This is a genomic window from Streptomyces sp. NBC_00104, from assembly GCF_045160825.1.
Classification (GTDB): Bacteria; Actinomycetota; Actinomycetes; order Streptomycetales; family Streptomycetaceae; genus Streptomyces.
Genome location: NZ_CP108215.1, coordinates 684,765 through 711,224 on the forward strand (window position 1 = coordinate 684,765; position 26,460 = coordinate 711,224).

Sequence of the window (26,460 nt, forward strand, 5' to 3'; positions counted from 1 at the left end):
ATCACGCCGCCGCGCGGCCCGTACGGCGGTCCACGCGGCGTTCCAGCGGCAGCGTCGGTCCGCAGGAGGCGTACGGCTTCGGTCCCGAGCCGATGGACGGAAGGGCCTCGTTCCCGCTCCCGGAAGGCGGAAGGCACTGGGGGTGCCGCGGGTCCGCCGTGGTCTGCTGCCACGGCCGGGCTCAGCTCGCGCGTTCCTGGCGGGCTTCGAGCGTCCGCAGTGTCTCCACCACACCGGCCACATGGTCCCGCACGGCGGCTTCGGCCGCCGCCGGGTCCTCGGTGACGATCGCCGCGATGATCCGGGTGACATCAACTTGGCTGATCCATTTCATCGCAACATCGGTCAAGTCCGTGCGAAGGCATGGGAGTTCGGCCGACATCCAAGCTCTCCGCCCCGGCACGCCGACAGCGATCCCGGCCGTCTCCGGCCCACATCCGGGGCCCACGTGCCTTTCCCTCTGCTCACCCACCCACCCCACTCGACCCAAGGAGTCCTGATGAGCCACGACACCTCCACTACGTCCGAAGGCACGCTGCTGGTGATCAGCGCGCACGCGGGCGACTTCGTCTGGCGGGCCGGCGGCGCCATCGCCTTGGCCGCCGAACGCGGTCAGCGCGCGAAGGTGCTGTGCCTGAGCTTCGGCGAGCGCGGCGAGTCCGCCCGTGCCTGGCGGGACGGCCTGCGCCTGGACGAGATCAAGGCGCTCCGCCGCACCGAGGCCACGAACGCCGCTGCCGCGCTGGGTGCGGAGATCGAGTTCCTGGACGCCGGGGACTACCCGCTGCTGGAGACCCAGGAGTTGGTGGACCGCGTCGTGCGCGTGTACCGGGAGGTGGATCCCGCGGTCGTCCTCACCCACACCCTTACGGACCCCTACAACGGCGACCATCCGGCCGCCGCCCGCATGGCGCTCCAGGCACGCGTGCTCGCCCAGGCGGTCGGTTACGACGCGCCCGGTGAACCGCTCGGCGCTCCCCCGGTGTTCTTCTTCGAGCCGCACCAGCCGGAGCAGTGCGACTTCAAGCCGAACGTCCTGCTGGACATCACCCCCGTCTTCGACAGGAAGCGCAAGGCCATGGAGTGCCTGGCCGCACAGCAGCACATGTGGGACTACTACACCGACCTCGCCAAGCGGCGCGGCGTTCAGCTGAAGCGCAACGCCGGACCCAACCTCGGCCTCGCACACGGGACCATGGGTGAGGCGTACGTGCGGCTCTACCCGCAAACGACGGATGTCCTGGCATGACGGCGCACAACGCGACGGGTGCCCGCGAGGCCACACACGTCTGGGTTCCCTTCCTCGACACGTCCCTGTACGTGCAGTTCACGGACGAAACCGACAGGGTGCACGGAACGGCCAGAACGTACGCCCCCCGGAGTCTGTTGGCCGAGGCCGTCCCCGAGGACGCACTCACACGCGACGACCGTTACGGCGTGGTGATGTGGCGCACCGACGTCGAACGGCTGCACGCCGTCGTGGAAGCCCTCTGGAACGAGGACGACCGCCAGGTGCGGATCCACCTCGACCAGGCCCCGCAGGCAGGCAGGGACGACGACATGCCCGGCCCGCGCGACGGATGACGTAGTCCGGGCCACGACCATACGCCGCCCCGGTCCGGTCATTCGAGCGATGACCTGGGCATCCTGCGGTGGCTAGCGTCGATCGTGCCGCCACCGACACCGGGCGGCCCGCCCTGCCGACCGTACCGAGGAGATGACGAACGTGACGAGCCCATCAGCCACCGCCCCGGACACGCGCCCTCTCGGTTCCGCCGCGGCCGGAACGCCGTCCGGGACCCGGCGCGGCACCGAGTTCGAAGGCACCGTCACGGTGCTGACCCGGCAGGCGGTGGCGGACGACGTCGTGTCGCTGGAGCTCGCGGCGAGCTCGGGCGAACCGCTGCCGGTCTGGCAGCCGGGCGCGCACATCGACGTCGTCCTGCCCACGGGCGCCACCCGGCAGTACTCGCTGTGCGGCCCGGTGGGAGACACGGCTCATTGGCGTGTCGCGGTGCTCCGGGAGCCCGACGGGCGCGGCGGATCGCAGTGGATCCACGACCACGTCGAGGAGGGCGGCGAACTTCGGGTGCGCGGCCCGCGCAACAACTTCCCGCTGCGGCCCGCCACCCGATACCTGTTCGTCGGCGGCGGCATCGGCATCACCCCCTTGCTCCCGATGATCGCCGAGGCCGATGCCGCCATGGCCGAGTGGTCCCTGCTCTACGGTGGCCGCACACCCTCCTCCATGGCGTTCCTGCCCGAACTGGAGGGCCACGGCGAGCGCGTGACAGTGCGGCCGCAGGACAAGCACGGACTGCTCGACCTCGCCGGCTTCCTCGGTGATCCCGACCCGTCCACCCTGGTGTACTGCTGCGGCCCCGCAGGGCTCATCGACGCGGTCGAAGCGCACTGCGCCGACTGGCCGACCGGTGCGCTGAACATCGAGCGGTTCGCCGCGGCGGCCGTCCGGCAGCCCGCCGACGACACGGCCGAGCAGCCGATCGAGGTGGAACTGCGGGCGTCCGGGACCACAGTGACCGTGCCGCCCGGCCTGTCGGTCCTCAAGGCCGTGGAGCAGGCGGGCGTCCCTGTCCTGTCCTCGTGCGAGGAAGGCATCTGCGGCTCGTGCGAGACCTCCGTCCTGGAGGGCGAGGTCGACCACCGCGACTCACTGCTCACCGAGGACGAGCGCGCCGCGAACGACACGATGCTGATCTGCGTCTCCCGGGCGCGCGGCGGACGCCTCGTCCTGGATCTCTGACACCCCCAGCTCGGTCCGGACAGCGCCCTGTCGGTCGCAAGCGGACCGGCTCACCTCAGTACCCGTCACCGACCCGGCACACGCCCGAGCCGGACGGCCGACGCCGAAGAAAGGACCCGCGATGACATTGACACAGCACGTGCGCAACGGCTGGTACCTGGGAGCCTGGTCCGACGAGATCGGCCGAACCCTCAAGCAGCGCTGGATCACCGACATCCCGGTCTGCTTCTACCGGCTGCCCGACCAGACCGTCACCGCCGTCGAGGACCGCTGCCCCCACCGCAAGTACCCTTTGTCCCTGGGTCACTTGGACGACGAGGGAACCCTCCAGTGCGACTACCACGGCTACCGCTTCGACGGCCAGGGCGTGTGCGTCGGGGTCGCCGAGCAGGCCGACCGACCCAAGGCGGCACTGCGCCGCTTCCCCCTGGTCGAGCGCGACGGTGCCATATGGATCTGGCCCGGCGACCCCGAACTGGCCGACGAGAGCCTCCTGCCCGACACCTCGTGGCTGACCGACCCGAGCTGGACCCATGTGCACGGCGTCGTCCCGCTGAAGGCACGGCACATGCTGCTCCTGGAGAACCTGCTCGACCTCACCCATGAGACGTTCCTGCATCCGACGAGCATCGGCAACGCCGCCGTCGCCGCGACCCCGATCGACGTGACCGTGGACGGCGACCGGGTCGGCTTCAGCCGCCGCATGATCGGCATCGAGGCCCCTCCGTTCTACGAGAAGTCCTGCGGACTGACCTCTCCGGTGGACCGCTGGCAGGACGGCGACTTCTACCCTCCGGGCATCTTCGTCCTCAACATCCGCGTCGCGGCCACCGGCACCGAGGAGCCGGACGGCTTCCACATGAAGGTGCTCTACGGGATGACACCGGGGCGCGGCAACGAGACGCACGACTTCTACGCGCTGGGCCGCGACTACCTCATCGACGACCAGGAGCTCACGAAGTTCCAGCACGAGCAGCAACTCGCCGTGATGCAGGAGGACGTCGACGCCCTGGAGGCGCAGGAGATCATGTACGCCACCGATCCGGGCGGCAGCGCCGAGTCCAGCATCAAGTCCGACCTCGCCGCACTCCGCGGACGCCGGGCGGTGGCGAAGATGCTCGCCCGTGAACAGCGCGCACAGCAGGACGCCCGCGTCCCTCACAGCAGGGCGTCCGTATGAGCGGCCGCCCCGTCTTCGTACTGCTCCACGGAGCCTGGCACGGCGGATGGGTATGGCAGCACGTCACACCTCTGCTGCGTGCGGCCGGGCACGAAGTGCACTCTCCCACGCTGACCGGGGTGAGCGACCGTGCCCATCTGCTCAGCCCGCAGGTCGGGCTCAGCACCCACATCCAGGACGTCGTGGCGCTGATCGAGACCCACGACGCCCGGGACGTCGTCCTCGTCGGGCACAGCTACGCCGGCCAGGTCGTCACCGGGGTCGCGGACCGGATCCCCGACCGGCTGGCCCAGCGCGTGCACCTCGATGCTTTCGTCGGCGACGACAAAGACGCGGCGATCGACCTCCTTCCCGAACACATCGCCGGGCACTACCGGGAGTCCGTGGCCGGACCCGGCTTCGGCTGGCTCATCCCGGTGCGCTCGCTGAGCGTGCTCGGCGTCGAGGACCAGGCGGACCTGGACTGGCTCGGCCCCCGGCTGACCCCACACCCCTGGCTGACCTACACCGAACCCCTCCGTCTCACCGGGAAGGCCGACCAGGTACCCGGCGCCTTCATCGAGTGCACCGACTGGATGCGGGTGTTCACCCCGCACGCCGAGCGTGCCGCCGCCCGTGGCTGGCAGGTCCACGAGATCGCCACCGGCCACGAGGCCATGGTCACCGCCCCGGGCCGACTGGCCGAACTGCTGCTGGAGATCGCGGCAGCCTGACCCGTGAAGGAACGCCCCATGGAATTCCTCGTCCGTACCGAGAACACGCTGCCCCCGGACACGCCTGACGACGTACGCGAGACCCTGCGCAAGGGCGAGCGCGAACGGGCCATGCAGCTCAGGGAGTCGGGAATCCTCAAGCGGCTGTGGCGGGTCCCGGGCCGCAACGCGACCATCGGCCTGTACGAGGCAGCCGATCCGGCGGAACTGCACGACGCTCTGGTCTCCCTGCCCATGTGGAAATGGATGGACATCACCGTCGAGGCGCTCGCCACCCATCCGCAGGAGAAGGCGCCATGACCGTGTGCCCTGACGGTCGAAGCCCACGGGTCGCGGTGGTCACAGGTGCCGCCGGTGGCCTGGGGCTCGCCGTCGCCCGCAGACTGGCCGAGGACGGATTCACGGTCGCCGCCCTGGACATCGCCGAACCCGACGACACGGACCCGACTCCGGGTGTCCGGGCCTGGCGTTGCGACGTCACAGATCCGGCCGCGACCCGCCAGGCCGTGACGGAGATCGCCGAAACGTACGGCGGTGGCCGGATCGATGTACTCGTCAACAACGCAGGATTGCTCTCCGGCCGGGCACCACTGCTGGAGACGACCCCGGAGGAACTGCACCGATTCTTCGCCGTCAACGCCGTCGGCCCGCTGCTCATGGTGCAGGCCTGTGTGCCCTGGCTGAGCGCAAGCCCGCATCGAGGGCGGGTGATCAATGTCGGGTCCCGCACCTTCTTCACGGGAGCGCCGGGCCAGATCGCCTACGTGGCCAGCAAGGGCGCACTCATCGGCATGACCCGGGTGATGGCCCGCGAACTGGGCGAGCGCCGGATCACCGTCAACGCGGTGGCACCCGCGCAGGTCGCGACGCCGGGCACCCGGGCGCACTCCGACGACGAGGTGTTCGCCGCGACCATGCGCCAACAGGCGATCAAGGAGTTCGTCACCCCGGAGCACTTCGCGGGACTCGTCTCCTATCTCGCGTCCCCCGACGCGGCCATGGTCACCGGCCAGACGCTCGTCTGCGACGGCGGCGGCCTCCTGCACTGACCGGCAACAACACGGGAGAGGAGAGGAACGGCATGTCCAGCACCACGCCCCAGGTCCCCGGCACCTACGTCTTCGACGCCGCGGAAAGCCGCCGCGCCCGGGCCCTCAACCGGCTCTGCGGTTCCCTCAAGGAGGCCGAGAACCGGGAGAGGTTCACAGCCGACGAAGCCGCGTACTGCGAGACGTACGGGCTCACGGCCCAGCAGCGGGACGCCGTCCTGCGACGGGACTGGAACCGGATGATGGAACTGGGCGGCTCCATCTTCTACATCTTCAAGCTCGCCATGGTCGACCAGAGATCCATGCAGTACCTCGGCGGGGTCTTCACGGGCATGACCACCGAGGAGTTCACGCAGGCGCTGAAAGCGGGAGGGCGGAACTTTGGCTGAGGTGACATGGGGTCTGGCCACCTCGCACGTACCGTCGATCGGTGCGGCCATGGACCACGGGAAGACGCAGGACCCGTACTGGAAAGCGCTGTTCGACGGATACACGCCGGCGCGGGAGTGGATGGCCCGGCACACCCCCGACATCGCGGTCGTCATCTACAACGACCACGCCAACGCTGTCGACATGAGCGTCACCCCGACCTTCGCGCTGGGGACGGCCGAGTCGTACCGGGTGGCCGACGAGGGGTGGGGCAGCCGCCCGGTGCCCGCTGTCACGGGCGCTCCCGAGTTCTCCGACCACCTCGTCACGAGCCTGATCGACGCCTCCTTCGACCTCACCGTCTACCAGGAACTCGACGTCGACCACGGCCTGACCGTTCCCCTGTCGGTGTACTGCCCCGACCCCGGCGAACGCTGGCCCTGTGCTGTGGTCCCCCTTCTGGTCAACGTCATCCAGTACCCGCAGCCGACCGCCGCCCGCTGCCTGGCCCTCGGCCGCGCGCTCGGCGAGGCCATCCGCTCCTTCCCCGAGAACCTCAAGGTGGCCGTCTTCGGCACCGGCGGCATGTCCCACCAACTCGCCGGTGCCCGCGCGGGACTGATCAACCAGGACTTCGACCGGATGTTCCTGGACGCCATCGAGCACGACCCCGAGAAACTGGCCGCACTGACGCGCGAGCAGTACATCCGCGAGGCCGGCTCCGAGGGCATCGAACTCATCATGTGGCTGATCATGCGCGGCGCGCTGGGACCCCGGATCCGACGCGTGCACGCCACCTACCACGTACCCGCGTCCAACACGGCGGCCGGCATGGTGTTGTTCGAGAACCTGAGCCGGTGATTCACCGCAGTCCTGACCGGCCGACGCTGGTGACGTGGGAGCGACAGGGTGCTGGATCGACTGCTCGGGGTTTCACCCGGCGTGATCGACATGACGCTCGATCCGCTGGTCGGAGCCCCGAACGGCGGCGTGACGACGGCATCGTGGCTGACCGGCGCGGTTCACGACGATGGGCAACCGCCCCCGCGTCCATGGAGGCGATCTCGCGGTGCTTGCTGTGTACGCCCAGCCGCTCGGTGTTCTCCGGTTCGCCGTTTCCTGAGTGGTTGGTGCGCTGTCGGACGCGTCCGGAGTCGGTTCCGCCTCTGCGGGAGCGCACGCCGAGCCCCTTCCGACGAGGGAAGAACGCAGGTCGCTCGGCGCTGTGGCGGGAGACGCGTGTGACCTGGTCCGGCGTGGACCGCGGGCCGGGTTTCCTCCGGTGTGGGTCTCGCGACCGAACGGAGCCCGACGGCCCTACCGCTCCCGGCACGGGTGTGCCTCGCGACGAGGCCTGTCCTGGACACCCTTCGCACCGGGGTGCGTCAGCCGGAGCGGTAGCGGAGCCCGTCGAGCAGGAGGTCGAGCATGCGGCCCGCGCGGTCGCGCAGCCCTTTGTCGCTGGTGATCAGCAGAACACCGCCGAGGCTGAAGCCGACGTCCAGGGGGTCCACGTCCGAGCGCAGGACTCCCACTTCGGCCCCGGCGTGCAGCAGGGTGCTGATGGCGGTGCTGATCCGTTCCAGACTTTCGGCGAACGGATCCTCGTCGCCCGAGGCGATGACGGCCTTCAGCGCGTCCCCCATGCCCTGCTTGGTGGCCAGGTAGTCGATGAACAGGTCCATCCACTGCCGCATGGCCTGGTCGGGAGGGAGCTGTGCGAGCAGTTCCGTGGCGCTGTCGCAGACCCGGGCGAGTTCGTTGCGGTAGGCGGCCTCGAGCAGGGCCTCGCGGGTGGGGAAGTGCCGGTAGAGCGTTCCGATGCCCACGCCGGCGTCCTTGGCGATGGCCTCGAGGGACGCGTCCGTGCCGACCTCGGAGAACGCGCGCCCCGCGACTTCCAGCAGGCGTTCCCGGTTGCGTCTCGCGTCGGCACGCAGTCCACGTGTGGTGCTGGTCACAGCTTTCCTTCCTTCTAGACAACCGGAGGACCCTCCGTTTAAAGTTCAAACAACCGGAGGCACCTCCGCTTCAAGCGTAGCAAACAGGGAGCATTGCGAGAATGGCCACGAGGACAGGCATCACCACTCCGTTCACCAGCCGGTCCACGGCTTCCGACGTCATCGCGGGCATCGACCTCACGGGCCGCCGCGCCGTCGTCACCGGGGCCGCGTCCGGCATCGGCGTGGAGACCGCCCGGGCGCTCGCCGGCGCCGGCGCGGAGGTCACACTCGCCGTACGGGACACCGAGGCCGGCCACCGCACCGCCGAGGCCATCCGGGCCACCACCGGCAACGAAGGCGTACGGGTCGCCGCGCTGGACCTGACCGATCCGGCATCCGTCCGCGCGTTCACGGCCGCGTGGCAGGGTCCGCTGCACACCCTTGTCAACAACGCCGGGATCATGGCCGCCCCGGAGAGCCGCACACCCCAGGGCTGGGAGCTGCAGTTCGCCACCAACCACCTGGGGCACTTCGCCCTGACCACCGGACTGCACGGCGCGCTCGCCGGGGCCGGCGGTGCCCGCGTGGTGTCCGTGAGTTCCAGCGGGCACCTGTTCTCGCCCGTCGTCTTCGACGACCTCCACTTCACCGAGCGGCCCTACGACCCGTGGCTGGCGTACGGGCAGTCCAAGACGGCCAACGTGCTGTTCGCGGTCGAGGCCGGTCGGCGATGGGCCGACGACGGGATCACGGCCAACGCGCTGATGCCCGGCGGGATCCAGACCAATCTAGGGCGCTACATGGACGAAGCGCAGATTGGCCTGTTCATGACCCACCTGCAAGCCCTCCTCGGTGAAGGAACGCCCCTGCCCGAGATGTCTTTCAAATCGGTCGAACAGGGCGCCGCGACCTCCGTCCTGCTGGCCGCCTCACCCTTGCTCGACGGCATCAGCGGCCGGTACTTCGAGGACTGCGACGAGGCCCCACCGCACCAGCCGGGCACCAACACCGGGGTCGCGCCGCACGCCCTGGACCCGGAGGCGGCCGAGCGACTCTGGCAGGTCTCCGAGCAGCTCCTGGACTGACCTCACGCCGCTCGCCGACCACGACTGAGCCCGCGGACACCCGTAGCAGCCCTTCCGCCCAGGCCGACCCTCAATCAAATACTTGAAACTTCAGTTGAAAGTCCAAAATACTTAGGGAGACACCATGACAGGCAGTATCCGCAGGCACTGGAAGCGCTGGCTCATCGCCGGTGCGGCAACCGCCGCCGTGCTGGGCACGGCGGGCCCCTACGTCTACATCAACTACGTCCAGGACAAGCCACCGGCCGCCCTCTCGCTCGACAACCCGCCAGGCTCAGATTCCTCCGGCAGTTCCTCAGGCTCCGGGGAGCAGGCCGGGCAGGAGGGTGTCGACGGCGCCTGGCGGGTGGGCAGCGGCTCGCAGGCCGGCTACCGGGTCGACGAGGTCCTCTTCGGCCAGAACGTCACGGCGGTGGGCCGCACCGAGGAGGTCACCGGCGAGCTGGAGATCGAGGGCAACCGGGCCGTCAGCGGATCCTTCACCGTCGACCTGGCCTCGGTGAAGAGCGACTCCGACCAGCGCGACGGCCAGTTCCGCGGCCGGGTCATGAACACCGAACGGTACCCCGAGGCCACCTTCGAGCTCACCGAGCCCGTCGACTTCGGCTTGACGCCGGAGGTGGGCGAGCAGGTCAGCGCCGAGGCCACGGGCGAGCTGACCGTCCACGGCGAGACCAACCCCGTCTCCTTCGACCTCGACGCCCAGCGCACCGCCGACGGCTTCCGGGTCAACGGCTCCATTCCGGTCACCTTCGCCGACTACGGCATCGACGCACCCAACTTCGGCGGGATCGCAGTGGAGGACGAGGGAGACATCGAGTTCCTCCTCACCTTCGACCGCGCCTGAGCCCATACGGGGCCAGAGGGTTACACCAACCGTTCCTGTGGACTGAGCAGGGGTGAGTCCGTTCAGCCGCGCGCCCCGAACGGTCTTGGGCGAGCTGGTCCCCGGCGTACTCGACCCCGGGGCGGCGACACGCATCCTGTACGTGGTCCGGGGCCGGGAGGCCAGTTCCCTACGCGACCTGGCCAATTGGGTACGGCCAGAGACGACGGAGAGGCCCTGAACCATCACTCCGGTGGAGCAGAGGCCCCGCACACCGACGCCGTACCCGGCGTCCCAGATCGCACCATCACGCTAACCCGAACGGCCCAGGACACCGCAAGCCCGGAAACACGGTCGAGCTAACTCGACCTCATACGCACTCCTGGCGAGCAGCTACCACCCCTCGCTCACGCCCGATCTCTCACCAGACACCCAACGACGCGCTTCACCGCCGTCCGCACAGCATTGGAGACCCCCCATGTACGGCACCACACGGTCGAACAGCACCACCCGGACGACCCGTAAGGCCGTAGCCACCCTCCTGGCCGTGGCGACCGTAGGAGCAGTGGCCGGCTTCGCACCCGCCGCCACCGCCTCCGCACCGGCCCACAGCGGACTGACCCTCGGCCTCGACGCCCCGCACACGAGCCCCGCCACACAGGAGCGCAACAAGCGCGTCGCCGTTCACGTCCTCACCCAGCTCTTCGAGGAGGGCAACCTCAAGGTCGCCGACCGGTACATCCGCGCGGACTACATCCAGCACAATCCGGCCGCCCCCAACGGCCGGGAAGCGATCAAGAACTTCATCCGCGACTGGACCGCGCGCTTCCCGGACCACCAGTACAACGTGAAGCGGGTCCTCGCCCAGGGCAACCTGGTCCTGGTGCACTCCAACCCCGTCTATGAGCCCGGCACCCGTGGCGCGGCCGTGGTCGACATCTTCCGCTTCGACCCCAAGAGCGGCATGATCGCCGAGCACTGGGACACGGTCCAGGACGTGCCGGCGACCACCGTCAACGGCAACGACATGTTCGGTACGGTCAGCAACCCGCACACGAACCAGCCCAGCGGCCCCCGCTGGAGCACACCTCTCAGCGAGAAGATCGCCACCCGTTACTTCGACACCCTCCTCGTCGACAAGAACCCCGACGCCGTCAGGTTCCTCGCGCCGGAGTACTACCAGCACAACCCGACCATCCCCAGCGGCTCGGCCGGCCTGCGTGAGCAGTTCACCAATTTCTTCCGCCAGTTCCCGAACTTGATCGTGGAACGCAAGCGCGTCATCGCCGACAAGGACTACGTCGCCATCCACGCGCACTACCGCCTCAGTCCCGAGGACCGTGGGCAGTCCGTCGTGGACATCTTCCGGGTCAAGAAGCAGAAGAATGGCGAGCTCAAGATCATCGAGCACTGGGACGTCCTGCAGGACGTCCCGGCCACCTCCGCCAACGACAACACGATGTTCTGACCTCTCCGATCCTCGCGGTCCCGTGGCCCGTCACCGGTCGGTGACGGGCCACTCATTTCTCGGCAGCGGACATAACTCCGACCGCGTCACCCCATTGCAGCTTTGCATGTAGCCATCCAAGGGCTTGATTTACCAGCCACTCCTGCACCACTGTGTCCGCTGTACGGACGATCGTCCGTCCAGCGGTCGAGCCCGGAACGAATCGAGGAGGATTCCATGGCCTTCGTGACGGAGGACAACCTCAGCGACCTGGCGGTCAAGCGGTGGGCCACCGCTCACTCGCCCCGGCTCGCCGAGCTGATGACGGCGCTGGTGCGGCACCTGCACGCGTACGCCCGCGAGGTCCGGCTGACGGAGGAGGAGTGGGCGGCAGCCGTCGAGTGGCTCACGGCGACCGGCCGGATCAGTGACGACAAGCGCCAGGAGTTCATCCTCGCCTCCGACGTCCTCGGTCTGAGCACGCTCGTCGTCCAGCTGAACCACCGCTTCTCGGCGAAGGCCACTCCGGCGACGGTGCTCGGTCCCTTCCACATCGACGGCTCTCCGACGGCGGGATTCGGAGCCGACATGTCGGACGGCGTCCCGGGCACGCCGGTGTTCATCACCGGCCGGGTCCTCGACCTCGACGGCACGCATCTGCCCGACGTCGTCCTGGACGTATGGCAGGCCGACGCCGACGGCGCCTACGAGGCGCAGCTGCCGGAGATCGACGAGGCCCGGCTGCGCGCGCTGTACCGAACGCGGGCGGACGGACGTGCACACCGTGCTGGTCAACGGAACCGTGGTGAAGTACGCGCACGAACTGGTCGGCGTTGACCTGGAGCGGGCCCGCACCGCCGTCGCCGCGACCGTGGACTACGCGCGGACCACCATGGGCGAGGACGCGTGGCGGGAGGCCGTCGAGCCGGAGATCCCGACAACCGAGGTGATCTCCAACCCCTACACCTACAGCGAGTACCGCAGCGAAGGCGTCGCCGTGCAGAACGAGGGGGCGTAGCCCATGAACGGCGCTTCACCCGGGCCGCTGGACGGGCTGCTGGTGGCGGACTTCTCCCGCATCCTGGCGGGTCCGTACGCGACCATGCTGCTGGCTGACCTCGGCGCCGACGTGGTGAAGGTCGAGGGCCCGGGAGGGGACGACACTCGCGGTTGGATGCCGCCGGTGCGCGACGGTATGTCGACCTACTACCTCGGGATCAACCGCGGGAAGCGGTCGATCGCTCTCGACTTCCGCGACGAGGGCGACGCGCGGCTGGCCAGGGAGCTTTCGCGGCGCGCGGACGTCGTGATCGAGAACTTCAAACCGGGCGGGCTGGCCAGGTACGGCCTGGACCATGCCTCGGTGAGCGCCGGGAATCCGGGCGTGGTCTACGCGTCGATCAGTGGTTTCGGCGCCGGGCCCGGCCGGAAGGTGCCTGGCTACGACCTGATGGTGCAGGCGATCTCCGGGCTGATGAGCCTCACCGGTGATCCGGACGGGCCGCCGTACCGGGCGGGCATCTCGGTCTTCGACGTGATGGCGGGCAACCACGCCGCCATCGGCATCCTCGCCGCGCTGCGGCACCGCGACGCGACCGGCCGGGGACAGCTCGTCGAGGTGAACCTGCTGTCCTCGGCACTGACCGGGCTGGTCAACCACAGCTCCTCCTACGTCGCCGGCGGCACCGTGCCCTACCGGATGGGCAACGCGCACCCCAGCGTCTTCCCCTACGAACCGCTGCCGACGGCCGACCAGGACCTGATCGTCCCCGCGGCCAACGACGGCCAGTTCCGCAAGCTGTGCGAAGTACTCGGGATCCCCGAGACCGCCGACGATCCCCGCTTCCGGCACAACGCCGACCGTACCGAGCGACGGGAGGAACTCCGGCCCCTCCTGCTCGAACGGCTGAAGACGAGGACCGCTTTGGAGTGGTTCGATCTGTTCGTCGACGCCGGGGTCCCCTGCGGACCGATCAACACCATCGCCGGCGGATTCGCGATGGCCGAACGCTTCGGACTCGACCCGGTCGTCGAGGTCGGCGAGGGAGACCGGGCCGTACCCACGACACGGCACCCGATCCGCTTCTCCGAGACGCCCGCCGCCTACCGCCTGCCCCCGCCCGAGTTGGACGAGCACCGGACCGAACTCCGCAAGTGACTGGAGGACGGAGTGGGGGATGATCCGGAGGACGAGAATGCCTGAGAAACCGAATGCGCCCGAGTACCCGACCGCCCTCGGTGCGTCCTCCCTGGACAGCATCACCCTGCTCGGCCAGGACCTAGCGGCCGATGTGATGGGCGAGGTGGGATTCGGCGAGCTGGCGTTCTGGCTGGCCACGCAGCGCCGCCCCACCTCCGGGGAGACACGGGTGTTCGAGGCGGTGCTCGCCGCACTCGCCGACCACGGCTTCACCCCGACCGCCATAACGGCCCGGCTGACATACCTATCAGCCCCCGACTCGATACAGGGAGCCATCGCCGCAGGGCTCCTCGGCGGCGGCTCCCGCTTCCTCGGCGTGACCGAGGACTGCGGCCGCTTCCTGCATGACGCCCTGTCCACGCTGGAGAACGGCCACCCGACCGACGAAGCCGGCTGGGACGAACTCGCCCTGGCCACCGTACGCTCCCGAAGAGAAGCCCGGGAGCTCATCCCCGGCCTCGGACACCACGTCCACAAGCAAGGTGACCCCCGCACTCCGAGGCTGTTCCAACTCGCCACGGAGGAAGGGCTGTTCGGCCCGCACCTGTCGCTGTTCGCGGCCATCGGCCGGGTCCACCCCCAGGTGCTGGGCAGCACCCTGCCGCTCAACGGCGCCGGGGTCTGCGGTGCCGCACTCGCCGACCTCGGTCTTCCGCTGGACCTGCTCCGCGCCTTCGCCCTGCTCGCCCGCACGGCCGGACTCATCGGCCAGCTCGCCGAGGAGATGCGCAACCCCGTCGCGAACGACATCTTCCTGTCGGTGGACCTGAACAACCGGCCCGTCCCGCCGCAGCCCCGCGACGCCCCACGCCCCGCGGGGCACGCGTGACCTCACTGTCCGGGGCCGGGTCCACGAAGGCCCCGCCCGGGACAGCGGCAGCGACCTGGGGCGGCGGTTCCTCTGAAAGGAGCGAGCCCTCTCAGAGGAAGCGAACGTTCTGGGCCGGTGCGAGTCCGGTGGAGTATTGGTTGGTGTGGGTGGCCGGGCACATAGAGGCGCTCCAGGCGCCGGAGCCGGACTCTCGGCCGCCTCGCCGCCCAATGCGTCGATCGGGGCGAAGCTCTCCTTCTGTCGCACCGGCTCCCCGTTGAGCCGCTCCAGGAGTTCGACGGCTTTCTGCCGACCGGAGAGCTGCCTGATGCGGGCGTGCAGTCCGTGGTTGAGGCCGGAGCAGGTCACCGTAGTTGGCTGCTGGTTGGGTAGGGCTCCTGTGGGAGGGACGCCATGTCGAACATCCTCCGCATCGAGTTGACTGCCGATCAGCGTCGCGAGTTGCGCGAACTGCTGGCTCGGCGGGATCTGACCCGCTACACCCGGCAGCGGGCGGAGTGCATCCGCCCGCTCGACCGCGGCAAGACCGCCCCCGAGGTCGCCGACCTGCTGGAGTGCAACGTGGTCACGGTCCGCGCGGCGGCCCACCGCCTCCACGACGGCGGGGTCAAGGTACTGCCGGACGCCCCACGCCCGGGGCGTCCGGCCAGGGTGCTCGGCGACGACGACCGCGCCGCGCTGGCACGGCTGCTGGACGTCTCCGCCGCGGAAGGGATCACCTGGACCGTCCCGGCACTGCGCGACTGGCTGCGCGAACAGCGCGGAGTAGAGATCTCCGCTGACTGGCTGTGGGAGCTGCTGCGCCGTGACGGCTTCCGCTGGAAACGCACCCGCGACACGGTGCGGCACCAGGCCGACCCCGTCCTCCAGCAAGCGGCCCGGGCCCGGTTGGAGGACTTGCGGACTTACGGATGGAGGCGCACGCGGGCGAACGCGACCTGATCTTCCTGGACGAGTCCGGCTTCGCCCCGACCCTGCCCACCGGCTACACCTACTCGCGCATCGGGCAGCGGGCGGTGGTGCCCCGCGAGGCCACCAAGAACCGCCGGGTCAACGTGCTCGGCGCCCAGATCGTGGGCACCACGCCGGACCTTCTCTGGCAGCCCACCTGCGGGAAGATCGACGCCGGGATGCTGCTGGAGTTCGTCTGCGCGGACCTGGCCGGCCTGCCCGGTGGGGCCGCAGCCCTGGAGCTGGCCGCCGACGGCCTCGATGGACAGCTGCCCGGCTGGGCACGCTCGCGGCCGTGCACCGTGGTGCTGGACAACGCCTCAGCGCACACGGCCAAGGCGTTCAAGGGCCGCCGCAAGCAGCTGACCAAGATCGGGGTGGAGCTGTTCTACCTGCCACCGCGCAGCCCGGAGTTGAACGACATCGAGTTGGTCTGGCGTCAGGCGAAGTACCAGGATTACCCGCAACGCGCCCAGACCAGCACCGACGCCATCGGCAAGGCCGTCGACCAGGCCATGAACCATCAACGCGACCGGATCCGACAGTCAGCAACGAACCGCATCCAAGCCGCTTAGCCGCGCTTGGGCCAGATCGGGCCCTGGTCGGTCCAGATGACGCCCTTGTTGCGGCACAGGCAGAAGGGGTGGCCGATCAGGTCGGTGTAGATCTGCCAGCCGTAGCCGTTGGGGCCGATGAAGTCCTGCCTTAGCGTCGCGCCGAGGTCGAGGACGCGGCGCTGCTCGGACTCGATCTCGTCCACTTCGAAGTCGAGGTGGAACTGCTTGGGGTGCTCGCTGTCGGGCCACTGCGGAGCGCGGTAGTCGTCCACCCGGATGAATGCCAGCTCGATCTCGCCGAACTGGATGCCAGCCCAGTCCTCGGAGCTGCCTTCCTTGATCGGACGGCCCGTCACCTCGGAGTAGAAAGCCGCCAGCTTCATCGTGTCCGGGCAGTCGATAATGAAATCGGTGAGTCGCAGCATCCCGCGATCTTGTCACGAGCTCACACCCGACTTCGAGACAGGCCCTAAGCAGCTCCGCTGAGGTGCGGGAACAATAAGTTCCTGGGGGCTTCGCCCCCAGACCCCGTTCACCAGGGGCGGCCAGGTTTGTACCGCAGGTGCGGATCAGGCAGCGGACCTCGGCGGAGCGGCGGCGGTTCCGGCGAAGTCACGTGCTGATCCTTCGGCCTCTGAGCGCTCGACCAGGCCGAACTGCGAGGTACCAGCAGCACACTGCACGGCATCCGCTTAGCCAGGCTGGCGATCAATGTTCCGTCCGACCCTAAAAGGTTCTAGGTTGCCCGGTCGGACGAGGCCTCGCAGCCCGGTAGCACTGCCAGCCAGTCGATGGGAGACCTCCGAGTGCTGAAGAACCGAGTTGCACGTGCCACGGCGGCACTCATGCTGAGCACCGTTGCACTGACCGGTGCGGGCGTCGTGGCCACCGCGACTCCTGCAGCGGCCGCGGTCATCGAGAGCACAGCGACGCGCGCAACCTGAACAGTTGCAGGCACCCCAGCACCTGCATCCGGGAGACAGTCAGGCGTGCCCGACCGGCACGTACCCCACTGGGACAAAATCGGGGAGCTGATTCCTTGTGCGCCTTCACGTGAAAATGGCCAAGCGGATGGCTGTCGTGGCGACAGCGGCCGCCGCGCTCGCCACCGCTGGGCTGGCCACGGCCCCCACCGCCTCGGCCTACGACTACAACGGATGCGGCTGGCCCCGCGTCTGCTTCTACCTGACCGACAGCGACTGGAACAACGGCAAGCCCACGGCCGCGTACCAGGACGTCACCAGCTCCTACCAGGACCTCGGATCCAATAGCCGGGGCGCCAACAAGATCAGGAACACCCGCAACGACGACCGGGTCTATCTGCGCTACTACGACCAGTACGGTGTGACGTACTACACGTGCCTGAAACCGAACCAAACCTCCAACTTCAGCTCCAACGCCACGGTGACCGGCGTCCGCATCGACACCAACTCCACCTGCCCCTCAAGCTGACAGGGGCTGTCGGTCCCACAGGGCTGAACAGGCGCTGATGAGAGCGAGGACCCGGCCGCCCCCGATGTCGGCCCGGTTCATCAACTGGCCTGGGACATCAGGTGGTTCGGGGCCACGGCGCATTCGTCGATTTTCGTAGGGTGGAGGAAGCGTCGCTGGATCCGGGAGGCACCGGTCCTGGTCCGCCACCGTCTTCCGTCGATCAGCTGCCGACGACCCCACATGGGCGGCCGGCCCGGCTTGGTGAACTGCGGTAACAACGGCTCCAGCCGGGCCCACTGATCGTTGGTCAGATCGCCCCGCCTCACGCAATGTGATCATTCACGACCAAAATCCACTTTCGCAACAGACCCTGGCGGGCGCTGATGCCGACGAGGTGGAGGGCGCGGGGGCGGGTAGCGCGTTCGGGCGGGCGAGGCCGGCTGAGCGGATGACGTGAAGCGCACTGCTGGTCCCTCTCCGTTCGGCCTGGTCGAGCGCTCGGACGCCGCGAAGAATCAACACGTGACTTCGCCGGAGCTGCTTAGGCCGTCGTCGCGGTCGGCGCGATCGGCGACGAACTGGTCGACAAGATCCGCGAGCGCGCCGAGAAGATCAAGATCGGCCCCGACAACGACCCGACCTCCGAGATGGGCCCGCTGATCACCGCCGTGCACCGCGACAAGGTGGCCTCCTACGTGGAGGGCGCGGCGGCCGAGGGCGCCAAAGTGGTGCTGGACGGCACCGGCTACACGGTCGACGGCTCCGAGGACGGCCACTGGATCGGCATCTCCCTTCTCGACAAGGTCCCGACCACGGCGAAGGCCTACCAGGATGAGATCTTCGGCCCGGTGCTGTGCGTCGACACGTACGACGACGGCGTGGCCCTCATCAACAGCTCGCCGTTCGGCAACGGCACCGCGATCTTCACCCCGGGAGGGCGGCGCGGCCCGCCGCTTCCAGATGGAGATCGAGGCCGGCATGGTCGGCGTGAACGTCCCGATCCCGGTCCCCGTCGGCTACCACTTCTTCGGTGGCTGAAACGATTCTCTCTTCGGTGACCACCACATCTACGGCAACGACGGCACCCACTTCTACACCCGCGGCAAGGTCGTCACCACCCGCTGACCCGACCCGGCCGACGCCCCCTCGGGCGTCGACCTGGGCGTCCCGCGCAACCACTGAGCCCTGTGCGAGGGGGAGGCTGTGCACCGGCCGCCCCCTCGCCGTCGTATCAGCTGGGGCGCATCAGCTGGAGCGGTCGGAGAAGCCGAGCGTGTCGCTGCCGGAGTCCATGGTCAGGCCCAACTTCCCCAGCATTCCTGGCCCGGCCAGCACGCGGAGAGGGTGTGGACGTTTGACGATGCCTGTCGGGGGAGCTTGTTCTGGCCGTTGTCGGCGGAGGCGATGCCGAAGGCTGTGGCGATCAGGGCTGCGGTGGCCACGGCCGTGGTCAGGGCCTTGGTGATGAGTCGTTGCATGGCTGTACTGATTCCTTCGCGTAGTGGGGATGCGATAGATCATCAGCTTGTGGGATTACCGCTCCCGCGTCAATGTGAAGTTTCAAGTAACTCTGCCGTGTCGCACGGGGCTTGGAGTCCGGAGCGGCTTGTTGAATCACGTCGTACCAGTCGCCGCCCACGCCTGCCCGGGATCCGCCGGGCAGGTAGCGGCAGGCGGTCTCGACGGCGGACTGTTCGGGCACCTGATGCACCGAGTCGATCCAGTGAGCTGACCGCATTCGTCCAGCCCCGCACCCACGCATCCGACCAACTCGCCACCTGGGGCCTGGAAGTCCCCGACCCTCTCGAGGGCGACACGATCCTGATCGACGGCCAGGAGTCATCGGCAAGACCATCGTCAAGATCGCCAGGGCGCGCCGCCCGCGCACCCGCTACCGGGTGGGTTTCGGGGCCGCCCCCACCATGTTCCTGCGCTGGCTGCGGCCGGACCGCGCCTTCGACTTCGTCATCCGCAGTGGCTTCGGCGTCTGATCCAATCTGGTTCCAGGAGAGATCGGTCCTCTGCGGCCCCGCGCCCACACCGGTGCGGCAGGTGGTCACGACGGCCGGAGGAGGGCTGCTCTTCAGCGGGGTCTCCCGGCTGATCGACAGCATCCACCGCCATGAGCTACAGGACGATCTACTGAGTGCCGTACACCAGATTTGGTCCCCAGCCACGAAGTCAAAGGCCGACGCAATTGCCGAGCGTCTGCCATACGAACCTGCCGCCGAAACAGCGCATTGCGGCTGCGGGCGCGCGGGTTCACCGCCAGAGGCGACCCAGAATCTGAGATCCCGCCCGCTTTCGCGTTCGATCTGTTGCGGCTGTCCGGGACGGACACGACCTCTTGGCCGTATCGGCGGCGCAGGACCGCGCGGGAGTCCGTGTTCGCCGCCCGTCGGCTGACGGCGCCGCGGGTGTTGTGTCCGTCGACCACTGAGGTCGACGTCGTGCGCGAGTGGCTGACGTGGGCGTCGGTCGGGATGGAGGGGGTGGTCTTCAAGAGGCTGGACGACGCCTACCGCCCGCCGGTGAGGGGCTGGCAGAAATACAAGGTCCGCGAGACGAGCGAGGCGATCACCGGCTCTCTGGCCGTTCCCAGCACGCTGCTGCTCGGCAGGTACGACACCGAAGGCCGCTTTCAGTACGTCGGCCGCACCACCGCCCTCGCCCAGGCGGCAGGTGCTGCGGTCGCCGACCTGCTCGCTGCGGGGCGGCGCGGTCATCCGTGGACAGGCTGAAGCCAAGTACCAGAGAGCGGCTGCTGGAGGCGGCGGCCACGCTCACCTACCGAGACGGTGTCGGCATCGGCGTCGAGGCGCTGTGTCGGGGAGTCCATGGGAGCGGTGCTCGCCCTGACCACTGCGGCCGACCTGCCCGGGCGGGTACGGCGCGTCGTCGCTGTGAACACGTACGACTTGACCGGCGGGATCGCCCGATCCAGTCTTCTCGCCCGTGTGGTGGTCGGCGGTGTTCTCACTCCGGGGGTGGGCCATGTGGTCGCCCGGGTGGAGTCCAAGGCCGCCTTCCGCAGGATCCTGCAGGGCGGGCTGGTCGACAAGAGCGCGCTGCGGGAGGACTACGTGGACGAGCCCCTCCAGGTGGGCAGCCGCCCCGGCTACCCGGCCGTCGCCCGGGCCGTGTACCGGAGCCTGCCCAGTCTCATGGCCGCCCGCTCGCGCTACCCCGAGGTCAAGGCACCCGTCCACCTCGTCTACGGGGAGAACGACTGGTCCCGACCCTCGGACCGGCAAGCCGACAAGAAGCTGCTGTCCGCCGCCGATTTCACGCAGGCGCCGGGCGCGGGCCACTTCATCGCCTTGGAACGGCCCGATCTACTGGCCGACCTGCTGAACGCGGTGGCGTGACCGCCCCGGGAACGCCGTAGCCACCCCCGTTCGGGTGTAGTGCGGGACGGGGACCAGGTTCCACCATGTGCCTGACAGCGTCATGGCGTGCAAAGGAGCAGCGCGTGGCAGAGATTCAGATCGAGTTCGATGTTCCGGCCGAGATGCGTGACGGCACCGTGCTGCGCGCCGATGTCTACCGCCCCGGGGGCACGGGGCCGTGGCCGGTGTTGCTGAGCAGGCTGCCGTACGGCAAGCAGATGGCCCTGGCGATCGCCCTCCTCGATCCCCTGGCGGCGGCTCGGCGTGGCTTCATGGTGGTCATCCAGGACACCCGCGGCCGGTTCGCCTCCGAGGGCGCGTGGGAGCCATGGACCTACGAGGAGAGCGACGGGTACGACACCGTGCGGTGGGCTGCTGCCCTTCCTGGAGCGAACGGCGCCGTCGGCATGATCGGCGCCAGCTACTTCGGCAACACGCAGTGGATGGCGGCGCTGTCCAAGCCGCCGGAGCTGAAGGCGATCGCGCCGATGGTCACCTGGTCCGACCCGGACGACGGGCTGTGGACGCGCGGCGGCGCGATCGAGCTCGGCATCACCGCGCCCTGGTCCCTCATGATGGGCGCCGACGCGCTGATGCGCCGGCACAGCGCCGACCCCGCCGCGCTCGGCGGCAGCCTCGTCGGCCTCGTACAGGACCTCGACATCCTGGCCGACGGCGGTTACGGCGAACTGCCCGCCGGGCGGTTTCCCGCGTTCGCCCGGCACGACCTTCCCGAGCTGGGCTACGAAAGGTCCCGACGGGAGCCCGAGTGGGCGCGTTCCTCCCGTGTCGCGGGTCGGCACGACGAGGTCGACCTGCCCACCTTCCAGGTCGGCGGCTGGTACGACATCTTCACCCAGGGCACACTCGACAACTTCACCGCCATGCGCCGCGCCGGCCGGTCCGCCACGCTGATCATGGGTCCGTGGAGTCACGCCAACCAGCAGCACGTCATCGGCGACGTCAACTTCGGGTTCAGCGCGAACTCCGCCTTCATGGGCATGCGTGGACCCCTGAACGGCCTCCAGCTCGACTGGTTCCAGCGCACGATCGGCGACGGCGAGGCTCTGGAGCCGGACACGGGCAACGTGCTGCTGTTCGTCATGGGCGTCAACCAGTGGCGCGAGGAGACGGAGTGGCCACTGTCGCGGGCCGTGGACACGGACTTCCACCTGCGCGCGGACGGACGCCTGACGCAGGAGCCGCCCGCTGTCGCCGAGCAGGCCGAGGAGTTCACCTACGATCCGGCGGATCCCGTGCCCACCACCGGCGGCGCGCTGCTGATGACCGACGAGTTCCGTCCCGGGCCCCTCGACCAGAGGGACGTGGAGGCGCGCGAGGACGTCCTGGTCTTCACCACCGAACCCCTCGCCGAGGACGTCGAGGTGACCGGCCGCGTCAAGGCCGTGCTCTTCGCCGCCACGGACGGGCCCTCGACCGACTGGGTGGCACGGCTGTGTGACGTCGACGAGAACGGCGTCTCCCGCAATGTGGCCGACGGCATCGTGCGGGTGCGCGCGGCGACACCGGGCGAGCCGGCCGAGCACGTCGTGGACCTGTGGTCGACCAGCATCGTCTTCCGTGCCGGTCACCGGATACGGGTCCAGATCACCTCCAGCAACTTCCCCCGCTGGGACCGCAACCTCAACACGGGCGAACCCGAGGAGAGCGCGACCACGGCCCGAGTGGCCCGCCAGCACGTCTTCCACGACCCCACCCGGCCCTCCCGCATCGTCCTGCCGGTGGTCCCGGGCTGACAGGTAGCGGCGGCGGAGTCGGCCGAGTGGTTGCGTCACTGAGCAGAAACCAGGACCGCGGCCGCGGTTGCACCCCGGATCGGCGACGCACGATCACCTTCATCCGCACCGTCCGGTGCGGGGCGGGGTACGAGGGAGCCAGGACCGGCTCGGCGGGGACGGAGCCCGATGTCAGAAGCGGCCTTGCCGGCCACACACCTTTCTGTACGGCGCGTCGGATACGTGCGTGTTCCATTCCGCTCTCGTGAGGTCGATGTTGCCCGCGCGGGCGCAGATCTGGGCCACGGCGCGGCTCGGGTCGACCGTGTAGCGGCGGAGGGGGACGTGGCTTCCGGCAACGAGGAGAGTGGCGTTGTCCGGGCTGAAGGCGAGGGAGGTGATCGGCTCGCCGGGGGTGGGGAGGGGGCCCAGGAGCTGTTGGGTGGTGATGTCCCAGAGCTTGATGGTGCCGGCGTCGCCGCCGACGGCGAGGGTGTGGCCGTCGAGGCTGAGGGCCAGGGCGCTCACCGCTTCGGGGGTGTTGCCGAGCGGGGCCGGGAAGACATTGGGCAGGACGCCCGCGCGGCGGCGCAGGTCACCGTCCCACAGGGCGACGCGGCCGGTACGGTCGCCCGCCGCCAAACGGCTGCCGTCGGGGCTGAACGCCAGCGCGCTGATGCGGTCGCCCTGGACCAGGTCCAGCGCGCCGATGCTGCCGGTGGCCTTGCGGGCCACCCGGTTGTCGCCGACGACCAGTTCCGTGCGGGGGCTGAGCGCGAGGCGGGAGCTGACCAGGCCGGAGCCGGTGAGTGACTCCGTCCGTCGGCGGGTGGTGGTGTCCCACATCTCGTTCGCGGGTTCGCCGCCGGGCGGGGTGCGGGTGGTGAAGAGAATACGGCCGTCGGGGGTAAGAGCGAGCGCGGTCACCGCCGTGCCGGACCGGGTCGAACCCACGTCCAGCGTGCTCTGTTCCCGGTCGCGGGTCAGGTCCCAGACGGTGAACCACTGTGACACGGCCCGCCCGCCGGGCGCGGTGACGCCGTAGACCAACCGGCTGCTGTCGGGGCTGAACGCCATTCGGGCGGCGGTGTCCGGGGGCGCGAGCGGCGTCCCGCCCCGTCCGCCAGCGGCGGCGACCGGCGAGGGTCGGCGCGGCAGTGTGCGGACGAGCCGGCCGTTGTCGGTGGCGCGCAATTCGAAGACGTGGCCGTCGGTCGCGCGTCGGGCGGTGACAAATCGACGGCCGTCCGGGCTGATGAGAACGGCGTCCATGGGGTGGTCACACCAAGCGGCGGTGACAGTGGTCGTCAGGTCGAGGGTGTGGACGGTACCGCCCTCCAGGTAGCGCAGCACCGGCAGGCCAGGGTCCCAGGCGAGGCCGCCGTGCGGGTGCTGGTTGTCGAGGGCGTGCCGAAGGACGGGGGCGGCCGGGGTGGACAGCCGCCAGACCCGGATCTCGTCGGCGGAGCCCGCCGTCGCCAGGAACTGTCCGTCCCGGCTGAAGGAGGCGTACCGCACCCCCGGGTCACGGACCTCGGCGACCCGGACGCCGGTACGGACGTCCCACACCCGCACCCGGTCCCCGGCAACGACGGCGAACCGTCCGTCGGCCCCGAACACCACCGCCGAGTCAGCATCGCAGACCCCTTGGTCCCGCTCCCACTCCCCGTGCGGCGCCCGCCCTCCGCCGACCTCCCAAACTTGCGGCACCTTCCCCGTCGGGCAGACCGCGACCAGCCGGTCGTCACCGCTCGGCGCCACGTTGGCAGGGGTCGCCCCCCGCGTCTCGAACAGCACGGCACCATCGGCCACGGCCCGCACGCGTACGAGGTCCGCGCCGGAGTCGGAGCCGGCACCCGAGCCGCCGTCGTCCACACCGGGTTCGCCCATCACGAAACTGCGCCCACTCGACCCGAAAGCGATATCCTTCCGCCCCGGCGCCGACGGCGCACCCCCCGTCCACCGGCCCGCCCTCCTGTCCCACAGTCGTACGTGCCCGTCCCCGCTCGCGCCCGAGATCGCCAGGACACGGGCGTCGGGGCCCACGGCCAGGACCTCGCCCTCGGGAAGGCGGCCAGAGCCGGTGCTGCGGCGGGTGCCGAGGTCCCAGGTCTGCCAGGCTCGGTCGTCGACACTGAGGAGGGTGCGACCGGAGTCTGCGAAAAAGCGCTGGGATCGGAACCCGGAGGCCGGGTCGCTGAAGGAGTCGGACTCGGGCTGGAGGAGGGAGCCGAGGAGGACGCGGCGGGTCTCCGGGAGCGGGGCGATGCGCCAGGCGGCGACGCTGAGGAGGAGAGCGGCGCGGGGGTCGGTGGTGCGCAGTCCGTCGGCGACGGCGGCGATCCGCCGAGCGGAGTGCTCCGTGCGCTGCCGCTGGTTGTGGTCGTGCTGCCGCCAGGCGGCCAGGCCGGTGACCAGCGCCACCGCGAGGACGGCCGAGAGGGCGCCGACGAGTTGGCGGGACCGCCGGGTGGAGCGGGCGGCGGCCCGCCTCTCTGCCTCGCGGGCTTCGCACGCGGCGGTGAGGAAGGACCGTTCCGCCGCCCCCAGGGCGGGGTGGTTGTCGTGGCCGGGAAACATCTCCTCGGCACGGGCCAGACGGGTGCCCCTGTAGAGGGTGCCGGCGTCGCGGTCGTGCTCCAGCCAGGCGCGGACGGCTTCGGTGAGCTGCCGGTGATGGCGCAGTCGTTCGCGGTCCTGCTCGACCCAGCCGTGCAGCCGGGGCCAGCAGGTGATCAGTACCTCGTGGGCGAACCGGACTCCCTCGTCGTCGACGGTCAGCAGGCGGGCCTGGGCCAGCCGCTCCACCACGACCGGTGTCTCGGAGTGCGTGCACTCCCGGAGTTCGGCCCGGGTGAACGGGCGCCCTGTGTCGACGGTGCCCCTCCCCGGCTCGACCAGCCGCAGCAGCAGCAGCCGGGCGACGGCGGCCTGGGATGCGGACAGTTGCCCGTACACCTCCTCGGCGGTCGTCGCGATCGCGCCACTCAGCCCGCCCGCCGCCTCGTACGCGGCGGTCGTCAGCATGCGGCCCTTGCGCCGCCGCCAGGTCTCCAGCAGGGCGTGCGAGAGCATCGGCAGCGCGCCGGGACGGTCGAGCACCTCTTCGACGATCGTCGTGGCCAGCGACCGCTCCACCAGGACGCCGGCCACCAGCGCGGGCTTCACCACCGCGTCCCGCAGTTCGTCCGCGGTCATCGGGCCGACCGCCAGCCCGGCGCGGCGCAGCGCGTCCGCCAGCTCCGGGTGGTGGACGCAGCGCCGGTGGAAGTCGGCGCGCACGGCGATGACCACCCGTAGCCGGAACGCGGGGTCGCGGGCGGTCAGCAGCAGCTCGATGAAGCGGGCGCGCTCCGCCTCGTCCTGGCACAGGGTGAAGACCTCCTCGAACTGGTCCACCACCACCCAGCGCTCCGGCTCGCCCTCCGCCGGTGTCAGCAGATGCCCGTACGTCTCGGCCGGCCGGGCTCCGGGCGTGAGGACGCGCACCGCACCCTCGCTTCCTGCCATCTCCTTCCTGACACGCGGGAGGAACCCGGCCCGTAGCAGCGAGGACTTGCCACTACCGGAGGCGCCCAGCACCGCCGCGAACCGGTGCACGGACACGAGCCGGCAGAGCTCAGTCAGGGCCCGGTCACGGCCGAAGAACAGCTCGTGGTCGTCCGGTTCGAACCGGGCGAGGCCCCGGTACGGCGCCGGCCCGTCCCCTTCGTCGGGGACGAGAGCGGCAGCGACCGCCGCCTCGGCCTCCTTCCACCGCGTCTCCCACTCGCCGGGGTCGCCCCCGCAGGCACGCGCATATCCCTTGACCACGGCGTGCGACGGCAGCCGCTCCCCGGCGGCCGCCTGTGACAGCGTCGTCGCGGAAAACCCCGCCTCCTGAGCCATGGCCCGATACGACGGGCTGCCGGCCGTCCTGCGCAACTCCCGTAATGCATGGGCGAGTTGCTGCACAGGGCCGGCAGCCGGGTCAACGGGTCTCTCG

General features: G+C 69.8%; 27 protein-coding genes and 3 pseudogenes. 24 read left to right on the plus strand and 6 right to left on the minus strand.

The genetic code is table 11. From position 1 onward, the window contains the following. Window positions 1-181: 181 nt before the first annotated feature. Complete coding sequence (locus OG272_RS02870) at window positions 182-334, minus strand: hypothetical protein (protein WP_327731643.1); 153 nt, start codon at window positions 332-334, stop codon at window positions 182-184. A 165-nt stretch (window positions 335-499) separates the two neighbouring features. On the opposite strand from OG272_RS02870, the gene OG272_RS02875 reads away from it, so the two are divergent. The 9 genes from OG272_RS02875 to OG272_RS02915 all read left to right on the plus strand — a co-directional run bounded on the left by OG272_RS02875 (window position 500) and on the right by OG272_RS02915 (window position 6,936). Next, the gene (locus tag OG272_RS02875) at window positions 500-1,249 is read left to right on the plus strand and encodes a PIG-L deacetylase family protein (RefSeq protein ID WP_328222253.1); all 750 of its coding nucleotides are present in this window, start codon (window positions 500-502) and stop codon (window positions 1,247-1,249) included. Then, on the plus strand, window positions 1,246-1,584 hold the full coding sequence (locus tag OG272_RS02880) for a hypothetical protein (RefSeq protein WP_327731638.1): 339 nt from the start codon (window positions 1,246-1,248) through the stop codon (window positions 1,582-1,584). The genes OG272_RS02875 and OG272_RS02880 overlap by 4 nt, the downstream gene beginning before the upstream one ends. A gap of 142 nt (window positions 1,585-1,726) precedes the next feature. After that, window positions 1,727-2,764, plus strand: a complete 1,038-nt coding sequence (locus tag OG272_RS02885) for a PDR/VanB family oxidoreductase (RefSeq protein WP_327731637.1) — start codon at window positions 1,727-1,729, stop codon at window positions 2,762-2,764. A 121-nt stretch (window positions 2,765-2,885) separates the two neighbouring features. Then, window positions 2,886-3,944, plus strand: coding sequence for an aromatic ring-hydroxylating dioxygenase subunit alpha (locus tag OG272_RS02890; RefSeq protein ID WP_328222254.1), 1,059 nt, complete (start codon window positions 2,886-2,888; stop codon window positions 3,942-3,944). Then, window positions 3,941-4,657: an alpha/beta fold hydrolase gene (locus OG272_RS02895; protein ID WP_328222255.1), complete on the plus strand. Its 717-nt coding sequence runs from the start codon at window positions 3,941-3,943 to the stop codon at window positions 4,655-4,657. The genes OG272_RS02890 and OG272_RS02895 overlap by 4 nt, the downstream gene beginning before the upstream one ends. Window positions 4,658-4,675: 18 nt before the next feature. Next, on the plus strand, window positions 4,676-4,957 hold the full coding sequence (locus tag OG272_RS02900) for a muconolactone Delta-isomerase family protein (RefSeq protein ID WP_060905174.1): 282 nt from the start codon (window positions 4,676-4,678) through the stop codon (window positions 4,955-4,957). After that, complete coding sequence (locus OG272_RS02905; RefSeq protein WP_328222256.1) at window positions 4,954-5,706, plus strand: SDR family oxidoreductase; 753 nt, start codon at window positions 4,954-4,956, stop codon at window positions 5,704-5,706. The genes OG272_RS02900 and OG272_RS02905 overlap by 4 nt, the downstream gene beginning before the upstream one ends. A gap of 32 nt (window positions 5,707-5,738) precedes the next feature. Further along, entirely contained in the window at window positions 5,739-6,095 is a 357-nt protein-coding gene (gene ligA, locus OG272_RS02910; protein ID WP_327731630.1) for a protocatechuate 4,5-dioxygenase subunit alpha, read from the plus strand. Between the two features lies 1 nt (window position 6,096). Continuing rightward, on the plus strand, window positions 6,097-6,936 hold the full coding sequence (locus OG272_RS02915) for a class III extradiol dioxygenase subunit beta (RefSeq protein WP_405895975.1): 840 nt from the start codon (window positions 6,097-6,099) through the stop codon (window positions 6,934-6,936). A gap of 524 nt (window positions 6,937-7,460) precedes the next feature. Here the strand turns inward: OG272_RS02915 and OG272_RS02920 are convergent. Continuing rightward, a complete protein-coding gene (locus OG272_RS02920; protein ID WP_327731628.1) occupies window positions 7,461-8,036 on the minus strand; it encodes a TetR/AcrR family transcriptional regulator in 576 nt (191 codons plus the stop codon). A 101-nt stretch (window positions 8,037-8,137) separates the two neighbouring features. Between OG272_RS02920 and OG272_RS02925 the strand changes: the two genes are divergently transcribed. The 9 genes from OG272_RS02925 (at window position 8,138) to OG272_RS02965 (ending at window position 15,934) form a co-directional block, all read left to right on the plus strand. Further along, window positions 8,138-9,103: an SDR family NAD(P)-dependent oxidoreductase gene (locus OG272_RS02925; protein WP_327731627.1), complete on the plus strand. Its 966-nt coding sequence runs from the start codon at window positions 8,138-8,140 to the stop codon at window positions 9,101-9,103. Between the two features lie 124 nt (window positions 9,104-9,227). After that, a complete protein-coding gene (locus tag OG272_RS02930; protein WP_327731626.1) occupies window positions 9,228-9,950 on the plus strand; it encodes a YceI family protein in 723 nt (240 codons plus the stop codon). A gap of 457 nt (window positions 9,951-10,407) precedes the next feature. Continuing rightward, complete coding sequence (locus OG272_RS02935; protein WP_327731625.1) at window positions 10,408-11,397, plus strand: nuclear transport factor 2 family protein; 990 nt, start codon at window positions 10,408-10,410, stop codon at window positions 11,395-11,397. Between the two features lie 216 nt (window positions 11,398-11,613). Next, window positions 11,614-12,213, plus strand: a complete 600-nt coding sequence (locus tag OG272_RS02940; protein ID WP_327731624.1) for a dioxygenase — start codon at window positions 11,614-11,616, stop codon at window positions 12,211-12,213. Beyond that, window positions 12,182-12,394 carry a hypothetical protein gene (locus OG272_RS02945; RefSeq protein WP_327731623.1) on the plus strand — a complete coding sequence of 71 codons (213 nt, stop codon included), beginning with the start codon at window positions 12,182-12,184 and terminating at the stop codon, window positions 12,392-12,394. The genes OG272_RS02940 and OG272_RS02945 overlap by 32 nt, the downstream gene beginning before the upstream one ends. Before the next feature lie 3 nt (window positions 12,395-12,397). Further along, window positions 12,398-13,534 carry a CaiB/BaiF CoA transferase family protein gene (locus tag OG272_RS02950; RefSeq protein WP_405892421.1) on the plus strand — a complete coding sequence of 379 codons (1,137 nt, stop codon included), beginning with the start codon at window positions 12,398-12,400 and terminating at the stop codon, window positions 13,532-13,534. A gap of 37 nt (window positions 13,535-13,571) precedes the next feature. Next, entirely contained in the window at window positions 13,572-14,405 is an 834-nt protein-coding gene (locus OG272_RS02955; RefSeq protein ID WP_327731621.1) for a citryl-CoA lyase, read from the plus strand. A 396-nt stretch (window positions 14,406-14,801) separates the two neighbouring features. After that, a complete protein-coding gene (locus OG272_RS02960) occupies window positions 14,802-15,350 on the plus strand; it encodes a winged helix-turn-helix domain-containing protein (protein WP_327731620.1) in 549 nt (182 codons plus the stop codon). Beyond that, window positions 15,320-15,934: a transposase gene (locus OG272_RS02965; RefSeq protein ID WP_327731619.1), complete on the plus strand. Its 615-nt coding sequence runs from the start codon at window positions 15,320-15,322 to the stop codon at window positions 15,932-15,934. The genes OG272_RS02960 and OG272_RS02965 overlap by 31 nt, the downstream gene beginning before the upstream one ends. Here OG272_RS02965 and OG272_RS02970 read toward each other — a convergent pair. Next, entirely contained in the window at window positions 15,931-16,341 is a 411-nt protein-coding gene (locus OG272_RS02970; protein WP_328222258.1) for a VOC family protein, read from the minus strand. The two genes, OG272_RS02965 and OG272_RS02970, sit on opposite strands and share 4 nt — an antisense overlap. Window positions 16,342-16,987: 646 nt before the next feature. Here OG272_RS02970 and OG272_RS02975 point away from each other — a divergent pair. Then, window positions 16,988-17,368 carry a hypothetical protein gene (locus OG272_RS02975; protein ID WP_405892423.1) on the plus strand — a complete coding sequence of 127 codons (381 nt, stop codon included), beginning with the start codon at window positions 16,988-16,990 and terminating at the stop codon, window positions 17,366-17,368. Window positions 17,369-17,448: 80 nt separating this feature from the next. On the opposite strand, the gene OG272_RS02980 is transcribed toward OG272_RS02975, so the two are convergent. Further along, on the minus strand, window positions 17,449-17,676 hold the full coding sequence (locus tag OG272_RS02980; RefSeq protein WP_327731617.1) for a transposase: 228 nt from the start codon (window positions 17,674-17,676) through the stop codon (window positions 17,449-17,451). Between the two features lie 219 nt (window positions 17,677-17,895). On the opposite strand from OG272_RS02980, the pseudogene OG272_RS02985 reads away from it, so the two are divergent. Next, window positions 17,896-18,475: pseudogene (locus OG272_RS02985) on the plus strand (aldehyde dehydrogenase family protein); the annotation flags it as partial. 170 nt (window positions 18,476-18,645) lie between these two features. On the opposite strand, the gene OG272_RS02990 reads toward OG272_RS02985, so the two are convergent. Continuing rightward, a complete protein-coding gene (locus OG272_RS02990) occupies window positions 18,646-18,828 on the minus strand; it encodes a hypothetical protein (protein ID WP_327731616.1) in 183 nt (60 codons plus the stop codon). Between the two features lie 762 nt (window positions 18,829-19,590). Here OG272_RS02990 and OG272_RS02995 point away from each other — a divergent pair. The 4 genes and pseudogenes from OG272_RS02995 (at window position 19,591) to OG272_RS03010 (ending at window position 22,496) form a co-directional block, all read left to right on the plus strand. Further along, window positions 19,591-20,091 (plus strand): hypothetical protein, encoded by a 501-nt coding sequence (locus OG272_RS02995; protein ID WP_405892425.1) that lies wholly within the window; start codon window positions 19,591-19,593, stop codon window positions 20,089-20,091. Continuing rightward, window positions 20,079-20,180 (plus strand): annotated as a pseudogene (locus tag OG272_RS03000) (TetR/AcrR family transcriptional regulator); the annotation flags it as partial. The gene OG272_RS02995 and the pseudogene OG272_RS03000, both read left to right, overlap by 13 nt. After that, window positions 20,176-20,718 (plus strand): annotated as a pseudogene (locus tag OG272_RS03005) (alpha/beta fold hydrolase); the annotation flags it as partial. The pseudogenes OG272_RS03000 and OG272_RS03005, both read left to right, overlap by 5 nt. Window positions 20,719-20,822: 104 nt before the next feature. Continuing rightward, window positions 20,823-22,496, plus strand: coding sequence for a CocE/NonD family hydrolase (locus OG272_RS03010; RefSeq protein WP_327731614.1), 1,674 nt, complete (start codon window positions 20,823-20,825; stop codon window positions 22,494-22,496). Between the two features lie 171 nt (window positions 22,497-22,667). On the opposite strand, the gene OG272_RS03015 is transcribed toward OG272_RS03010, so the two are convergent. After that, on the minus strand, window positions 22,668-26,363 hold the full coding sequence (locus OG272_RS03015; RefSeq protein ID WP_327731613.1) for a WD40 repeat domain-containing protein: 3,696 nt from the start codon (window positions 26,361-26,363) through the stop codon (window positions 22,668-22,670). Between the last annotated feature and the right edge of the window lie 97 nt (window positions 26,364-26,460).